The sequence below is a fragment of the Lyngbya sp. CCY1209 genome (assembly GCF_055795065.1).
Window position 1 is genome coordinate 1 of record NZ_JAYFER010000092.1, and the last position, 203, is coordinate 203.

Sequence of the window (203 nt, forward strand, 5' to 3'; positions counted from 1 at the left end):
CGGATCAGGGCGAAAAAGTCATCGACGGGGAAATCGAGGCTCAAAATACTGTCAATTTCATCGACAAAAATGACGATGTTATCGTCGGGTATCGTCGCCAGCAAGATGTCCGAAATGAAATAGCTCAACCGCTGCAAAAATGAAATGTTGTCCGCTTCTTTCCACCAGGTTTTTAAGTTGAACTCCCGGGAGAGTCGGAATCC

1 protein-coding gene is annotated in these 203 nt (G+C 46.3%); it reads right to left on the reverse strand.

Annotation, left to right across the window (positions count from 1 at the left end):
• The coding region (locus tag AC0QHF_RS00515; protein WP_324702232.1) for a hypothetical protein at positions 1 to 203 on the reverse strand (203 nt) is incomplete at both ends.